This is a genomic window from Caulobacter sp. D5 (assembly GCF_003185805.1).
Classification (GTDB): Bacteria; Pseudomonadota; Alphaproteobacteria; order Caulobacterales; family Caulobacteraceae; genus Caulobacter.
Genome location: NZ_QHJY01000408.1, coordinates 1 through 6,281 on the forward strand (window position 1 = coordinate 1; position 6,281 = coordinate 6,281).

The window sequence follows — 6,281 nt, forward strand, 5'->3', positions numbered from 1 at the left end:
GAGTGGTTACACCTTCAGCCGGCGTGCCGGCACTTCGCCCGCAACAGCGCCAAGATCGTCGCCAAGATCGTCCGGGGGCTTCGCCTACCCACTCACCCTCCCACGCCTTGCGGCGCGGGCCCCTCCCTCTCTCTAAGAGAGAGGGTTTCGGTGACCGCTCCCACCTTTGGCGGACACTCACGGTGTCCGCTCACTGGGGCTGCGTCGGTAGCGGTGGAGGTCCCCGGCTCCGGGAGCGAGGAAGGCGAGAAGGTTAGGGGCCGTCTCGAAAGGGGCGGCCCTTTTTCGTGGGTCGGACGGCCAGCGGTGAAACCTCTCACCCTCCCACCGCTGCGCGGCGGGCCCCGCCCTCTCTCAAAGAGAGAGGGTTTTAACCGCTACTCCGCCGCCGCTGAAGACGTAGAAGCCTGCTGCCCCTTCGCCGCCGCGATCAGTTGGCGGGCGTGGGTCTGGACCTGGCGCAGGGTGGCGTTGGTCATGACCTGGGTGGTGTCGTTCAGCGCGTCGGTCACCCCGAAATAGGTCGGATAGGCGGCCAGGTGGTTGGCGACGATCAGGCCGAAGAAGTCCTGCAGGCTGGCGTAGTCGACGTCCGGCGGGCTGGCCGCGAAGGTTTTGTGGGCGATCGGGGTGTAGGTCTTGAAGGCGAGCAGGCCGTCGGCCAGCAGGTCGATCGAACCCAGCAGGGCGTCCATCTCCAGCTTGAACGCCAGGTCGCCGGTGTTGGTGAAAAAGCCCTTCAGGTGCACGTCGTTCCAGGCGGTGGGCACGATGTCGTGGGCGTTGACGATGTCGGTGTTGAAGGGCGTGGGGCCGGTGTCGGCCGGCTGCGGGTAGAAGTGGGTGTAGAGGGCCGCGAAGTCGGGATTGCCGGGCGTCGGGCCGGCGCTGGGCAGGGCCAGGTGGGTGACGCCCGGGAACGGGCCGCCGTTCTGGCCGATCACCGCCGTCGCCAGGGTCGGCGACAGCGCCCCGCCCAGGCTGTGGCCGGTGAAGATGATCGTGCCGCCGGTGTTGGCCTTGGCCCAGGCCGTGACGAAGGCCTGGATGCCGCCGCTCTTGGCGTCGGTCATCGCCAGCAGGGCGGTGATACCGGTGTGGGTGGCGTGCGAGATCTTCGGCGACGGCGCGCCCGTGAAGCCGCCGTTCCCATAGGCCCAGTCGACCTGGCGGACGATCGCGAAGTCCTCGGCCAGCCAGTCGTAGGCGTCGTCCTCGTTGGTGCCGGCCATGGCCACCACCAGGCAGGGCGCCCCGTTCACCGAGGCCTCCGCCGCGTACAGCAGGTTGTCGGCGTAGTAGAGCGCGGTCGGGTCGTCGCCGTCGTGGCTGGCCGCCTCGGGCCCCCAGACGACCGACCAGTCGGCGATCTGGCCGGCGTTGTCGGTGACGAAGGCGGCCACCGCCTGGGCCACGATGGCTTCCAGATTGGCCAGGGTGTCGACCTTGTCGCCGGCGGCGTTCGACAGCCAGGACAGGCAGAAGGCCTGCTGCTGCAGGGTCAGGCTCGAAGCGGGCATGATCGCCTCCCTATGTTGATTTTGATGGCGCGCGGCCCGGCCGTCGCCGAGGGCACGGTACCACGGTTTCAACTTGAGGATGTGATCTGTCGCACAAGGCGGCGCGGGGAATCCCCTTCGCCCGAAAATGCTCTAGGAAGGGGCCATGAACCAAACCCTCGCCCTCGTGGCCGCCCTGGCCTGGCCGCTGCCGATGATCGCCGCCCTCTACTTCGTGGCCCGCACCAGGGCGCTGAAGCTGCGGGTGATCTGGGCGGTGCTGGCCTTCGTCGGCGTCGGGGCCTTCTGGATGAAGCCCGCGACCGGCGAGTGGGGTTTCGTCCCGTTCGCGATCAACATCCTGGGCCCGGGCGCGGCCAATGGCCTGCTGAAGGCCACCTTCCCCGCCGGCGCGGTGCTGTCGCTGATCATGGTCTATTTCGCGCGCCGCAAGGCGAAGGCGGCCCAGGGCTAGAGGCGGCCTAGAACAGCACCCGCGGGTTCATGATCCGCTGCGGGTCGAGCGCCGCGCGGATCGCGCGCAGGGCGGCGACTTCGACGGGGTCCTTGTAGGCCAGGGCCTCGGCCGTCTTCATCGCGCCCAGGCCGTGCTCGGCGCTGATCGAGCCGGTGAAGCTGGCGGCGATGTCGTGGACGATGCGGGCGCCGTGCTCGCGCAGGGCGTCATGGGCGTCGTCGTCGCCTCCGGGGGCCTTCAGCACGTCGTAGTGCACGTTGCCGTCGCCCACATGGCCGAAGGCGACGATGCGGGTTCCGGGGAAGGCCTTGTCGATCGCCGCATTGGCCTGGCCGATGAACAGCGGGATCTTCGAGACGGGCACGGAAACGTCGTGCTTCCACACCGCGCCCTCGGGCTTTTGGCCGGCCGAGTGGCCTTCGCGGATGTGCCAGAAGGCCTTCATCTGGGTCTCCGTCTGCGCCACCGCCGCGTCGGCGATCAGGCCGTTTTCCAGGGCGCCGGCCAGCAGGCGCTCCAGCGCAGCCTCGGCCGCGCCGGGCTCGCCGCTGGCGATCTCGATCAGCACGTACCAGGGATGCTCCGTAGGCAGAGGATCGCGCAGGCCCGGCACGTTGCGCACGGTCAAAGCAAAGCCCAGGCGGCCCATCAGTTCGAAGGCCTCGACCGCGCCGCCGGTCTCGTCCTTGGCGCGGGCGAGCAGGGTGATGGCGTCCTCCGGCGAGGCCAGGCCCACGATCGCCACGGCCCGCGAGGCCAGGGGCGCGTGCAGCTTCAGGGCCGCAGCGGTGACCACGCCCAGCGTGCCTTCGGCCCCGATCAGCAGCTGCTTCAAGTCATAGCCGGTGTTGTCCTTGCGCAGCCGCTTGAGGCCGTTCCAGATCTCGCCGCTCGGCAGCACCGCCTCGATCCCCAGCACCTGCTCGCGCATCATGCCGTAGCGCAGCACGGCCGTGCCGCCGGCGTTGGTCGAGATCAGTCCGCCGATCGTGCACGAGCCTTCCGAGGCCACGCCCACGGTGAACCGCCGGCCGACGCTGGCCGCCTGCTGATGGGCCTCGTACAGGGTGACGCCGGCTTCCAGCACCATGACGTCGTCCAGGGCGTCGACGTCGCGCACCGCGCGCAGCTTCTCGGTCGACAGCAGGATCTCGCCCTGCGGGATCTGGCCGGCGACGAGGCCCGTGTTGCCGCCCTGGGGGGTGATCGCCACGCCCTCGGCGGCGCAGATGCCCACGACGGCCGCCACCTCGGCGGTGGTGCGGGGCGTCACCAGCAGCGGCGTCTCGCCCTTCCAGCGCCCGCGCCATTCCACCAGCTTGGGCGCCAGCCGCTCGGGATCCTGGCTCCATCCGCCTTCGCCCAGCACGGACTTCAGGCGGGAGACGACATCTGCGGGAACGGGCTTGGTCATGGCGCGCGAGAATAGGGCGGAACGGCCGGCGGCGGAACCGCCCTCGGGGTTATGACGGCCATCACCGAAGGCGCCGGATCCCGACCTTCGTCACGCGGGCGACATTTGAGGTTGTTTTCGGATTTTCGCACGCCCTGGACTTGTTTTCCGGCAAGCCAAGCTTGAGTGTCGCGCCTCCTTTTCCGGAGGCTCCATGAAACGTCTGCTCGTCGCGCTGGCCCTGCTGATCGCCGCGCCCGCTCCCGCCCTGGCCTATACCGAATGCACCGGACCGGTGACCCGCATCTGGGCCGACGATGCGGGCCTGGTCTGGGTGGTGATGAACGACGGCACCGTCGCCAAGCTGCTGCCCGGCGCGACCAGCCGCGAGACCTGGCTCTCGATGGCCATGACCGCCCTGACCACCAGCCGCACGATCACCGCCCGGTTCTCGGGAACCCAGGCCTGCGGCGCCGAACGCACCGACTTCGTCGGCATGTACCTGAACTGACGCGAAGGCGGCGGGCCGCCCGGCCCGCCTCAGCCCCGATCGCGGAACGGGTCGGCCGGGTAGACGCCCAGGATCTCGAACTTCTCGGAGAAGAACTGCAGCTCGTCGAAGGCCAGGGCCAGACTGCGGTCTTCGGGGCGGCCGTCGACCTCGGCGTAGAAGAAGGTGGCCGTGAAGGCGCCGTTCTCCATGTAGCTTTCCAGCTTGGTCATGTTGACGCCGTTGGTGGCGAAGCCGCCCAGGGCCTTGAACAGGGCCGCCGGCAGGTTGCGCACCCGGAACACGAAGCTGGTCACGCAGCGGTGGGTGAACGACGGGGCCGGCGGGGCCGGGTCGGCGGTCATCACCAGGAAGCGGGTGGTGTTGTGCCGCTCGTCCTCGATGTCGCGGGCCAGGATGTCGAGGTCGTAGATCTCGGCGGCCAGCGCCGGGGCGACGGCGGCGCGGGTCGGGTCGGGCTTGGCCGCCAGGGCCTTGGCCGCGCCGGCGGTGTCGCCCGCGCCTTCCTTGGCCAGACCCAGGCGCTTGAGGCTGTGGCGGCACTGGCTGAGCGCGATCGGCATCGAGACGGCGGTCGTCACCGTGTCCAGCGTCACGCCCTTGTTGGCCATCAGCTGGAAGCGGATCGGCTTGAAGCGCTCGCCGATGATCTTCAGGCCCGAGGCGGGCAGCAGGTGGTGGACGTCGGCGACGCGGCCGGCGATCGAGTTCTCGATCGGGATCATGCCCAGCTCGGCTGCGCCGGTCTTGATGGCCTCGAACGCCTCCTCGAAGGTGGCGCAGGGCAGCACTTCGTAGTCGGGGAAGTAGGTGCGGCACGCCTCGTGGCTGTTGGCGCCGGGTTCGCCCTGGAAGGCGATCTTCTTGAGGGTGCTCATCTAGCTTTCAGTCTTTTCGGCGTGGTCGCGCGCGGCCTGCAGGTCGGAAGGATTGTCGACGGAGATCGGGGCCTCGCCCGCCACCGCCGCGCGGATCGTCAGGCCCAGCTCCATGGCCCGCAGCTGCTCCAGCTTCTCGCGCTTTTCCAGGGCTGAGGGCGGGGCGGCGTTGAAGGCCTCCAGGGCGGCGCGGCGATAGCCGTAGATGCCGATATGGCGCCAGACGGGCGCGTCGCCATAGAGGGTGGAGCGGGTGAAATATAGGGCGCGGCCGCCCTTGTTGTCCCCTTGGCCGCCCGCGTCCATGGCCAGCACGGCCTTGACCACGTCGGGGTTGGCGCGGTCGTCGGCCGAGGCTTCCGGCGCCACCACGGTGGCGATGTCGGCGTCGGCGTGGGCGGCCAGCTGGCCGGCGCAGGCGCTCAGCACCGCCGGATCGACGAAGGGCATGTCGCCCTGCAGGTTGATGATCACGTCGTGGACGCCGTCCGGGTCCAGCACCGCCAGGGCCGCCAGGATGCGGTCGGAGCCCGAGGGCAGGGCCGGATCGGTCAGCACGGCGCGGCCGCCAGCCGCTTCCACCGCCGCCACGATCTCCGGATCGCCGGCCGCCACGGCCACCGGGCCGATGCCCGCGGCCTCCGCCTGGCGCAGCACGCGCACGATCATCGGCAGCCCGCCGATGTCGGCCAGCGGCTTGTTGGGGAGGCGGGTCGCCGCCATGCGGGCGGGGATGAGGACGATCGGGTTCATGGCGTACCGGAGTTGGGCGAAACGCGGTTCGCCCGGGTTGCGCACGGGGCGGTAGCGTGTCAGAGACCGGAGCGCAACATCGCGCGTGGGACGACCATGGGGGGACCCGCGCTCATAAATCGGCTCCGCCCACGTAAGGCGGGCCAATAAAGAGGCTGACAAGGCTGAGATGAGCGACCTTACGTTCAACAAGATTTTCGGCGGCGTGCTCCTGACCGGCCTGGTGATCTTCGGTCTGCGCGAGGCGTCCGACATCGTCTTCAAGAAGCACGAGGTCGAGAAGGCCGGCTACGAGATCGCCGTCCAGGAAGACACCGGCGGCGAAGGCGCCCCGGCCGCCGAGGTCCCGCCCGACTGGGGTTCGGTGATCCTGCTGCCCGCCAATATCGAGGCCGGCAAGGCCGTCGCGGCCAAGTGCGCCTCGTGCCACAACTTCGATTCGGGCGGTCCGAACGGCACCGGTCCCAACCTCTACGGCACCCTGGGCAAGCATCCGGGCACGCACCCGGGCTTCGCCTATTCGTCGGCCATGACCGACTTCGGCGGCAAGAACCCGCAGTGGGACTACGACCACGTCGACCAGTTCCTCAAGGGTCCGCAGAAGTACATCTCGGGCACCAAGATGACCTTCGCGGGCCTGAAGAAGCAGGAAGACCGCATCGCCATCATCGCCTACCTGCACAGCCTGGGCTCGACCCTGCCCGTGCCGGCGCCCAAGCCGGCGGCGGCCGCCGCCGCTCCGGCTGCTGCGGCTCCGGCCGCGGAAGGC

Annotated in this window: 7 protein-coding genes; 3 read left to right on the forward strand and 4 right to left on the reverse strand. The window is 69.6% G+C overall.

Annotation, left to right across the window (positions count from 1 at the left end):
- Nucleotides 1-377 precede the first annotated feature (377 nt).
- The gene (locus DMC18_RS22185; RefSeq protein WP_110118305.1) at nt 378-1,520 is read right to left on the reverse strand and encodes a hypothetical protein; all 1,143 of its coding nucleotides are present in this window, start codon (nt 1,518-1,520) and stop codon (nt 378-380) included.
- A gap of 145 nt (nt 1,521-1,665) precedes the next feature.
- Here DMC18_RS22185 and DMC18_RS22190 point away from each other — a divergent pair, with 145 nt between their 5' ends.
- The gene (locus DMC18_RS22190; RefSeq protein ID WP_110118306.1) at nt 1,666-1,974 is read left to right on the forward strand and encodes a hypothetical protein; all 309 of its coding nucleotides are present in this window, start codon (nt 1,666-1,668) and stop codon (nt 1,972-1,974) included.
- A gap of 7 nt (nt 1,975-1,981) precedes the next feature.
- On the opposite strand, the gene DMC18_RS22195 is transcribed toward DMC18_RS22190, so the two are convergent.
- Nucleotides 1,982-3,391: an FAD-binding oxidoreductase gene (locus DMC18_RS22195; protein ID WP_110118307.1), complete on the reverse strand. Its 1,410-nt coding sequence runs from the start codon at nt 3,389-3,391 to the stop codon at nt 1,982-1,984.
- A gap of 193 nt (nt 3,392-3,584) precedes the next feature.
- On the opposite strand from DMC18_RS22195, the gene DMC18_RS22200 reads away from it, so the two are divergent.
- Nucleotides 3,585-3,881: a hypothetical protein gene (locus DMC18_RS22200; protein WP_110118308.1), complete on the forward strand. Its 297-nt coding sequence runs from the start codon at nt 3,585-3,587 to the stop codon at nt 3,879-3,881.
- Between the two features lie 29 nt (nt 3,882-3,910).
- On the opposite strand, the gene DMC18_RS22205 is transcribed toward DMC18_RS22200, so the two are convergent.
- Nucleotides 3,911-4,759, reverse strand: a complete 849-nt coding sequence (locus tag DMC18_RS22205; protein ID WP_110118309.1) for a prephenate dehydratase — start codon at nt 4,757-4,759, stop codon at nt 3,911-3,913.
- On the reverse strand, nt 4,760-5,512 hold the full coding sequence (locus tag DMC18_RS22210) for a 3-deoxy-manno-octulosonate cytidylyltransferase (RefSeq protein WP_110118310.1): 753 nt from the start codon (nt 5,510-5,512) through the stop codon (nt 4,760-4,762).
- 169 nt (nt 5,513-5,681) lie between these two features.
- Between DMC18_RS22210 and DMC18_RS22215 the strand changes: the two genes are divergently transcribed.
- Nucleotides 5,682-6,281 (forward strand): cytochrome c family protein (locus DMC18_RS22215; protein ID WP_110133316.1); only part of this gene is annotated, 600 nt, incomplete at its 3' end.

Bases quoted from the DNA above. Each gene is read 5' to 3' on its own strand.
- DMC18_RS22200 (WP_110118308.1), top strand. From the start codon at position 3,585: ATGAAACGTCTGCTCGTCGCGCTGGCCCTGCTGATCGCCGCGCCCGCT.
- DMC18_RS22195 (WP_110118307.1), bottom strand. From the start codon at position 3,391: ATGACCAAGCCCGTTCCCGCAGATGTCGTCTCCCGCCTGAAGTCCGTG.
- DMC18_RS22190 (WP_110118306.1), top strand. From the start codon at position 1,666: ATGAACCAAACCCTCGCCCTCGTGGCCGCCCTGGCCTGGCCGCTGCCG.
- DMC18_RS22210 (WP_110118310.1), bottom strand. From the start codon at position 5,512: ATGAACCCGATCGTCCTCATCCCCGCCCGCATGGCGGCGACCCGCCTC.
- DMC18_RS22205 (WP_110118309.1), bottom strand. From the start codon at position 4,759: ATGAGCACCCTCAAGAAGATCGCCTTCCAGGGCGAACCCGGCGCCAAC.
- DMC18_RS22185 (WP_110118305.1), bottom strand. From the start codon at position 1,520: ATGCCCGCTTCGAGCCTGACCCTGCAGCAGCAGGCCTTCTGCCTGTCC.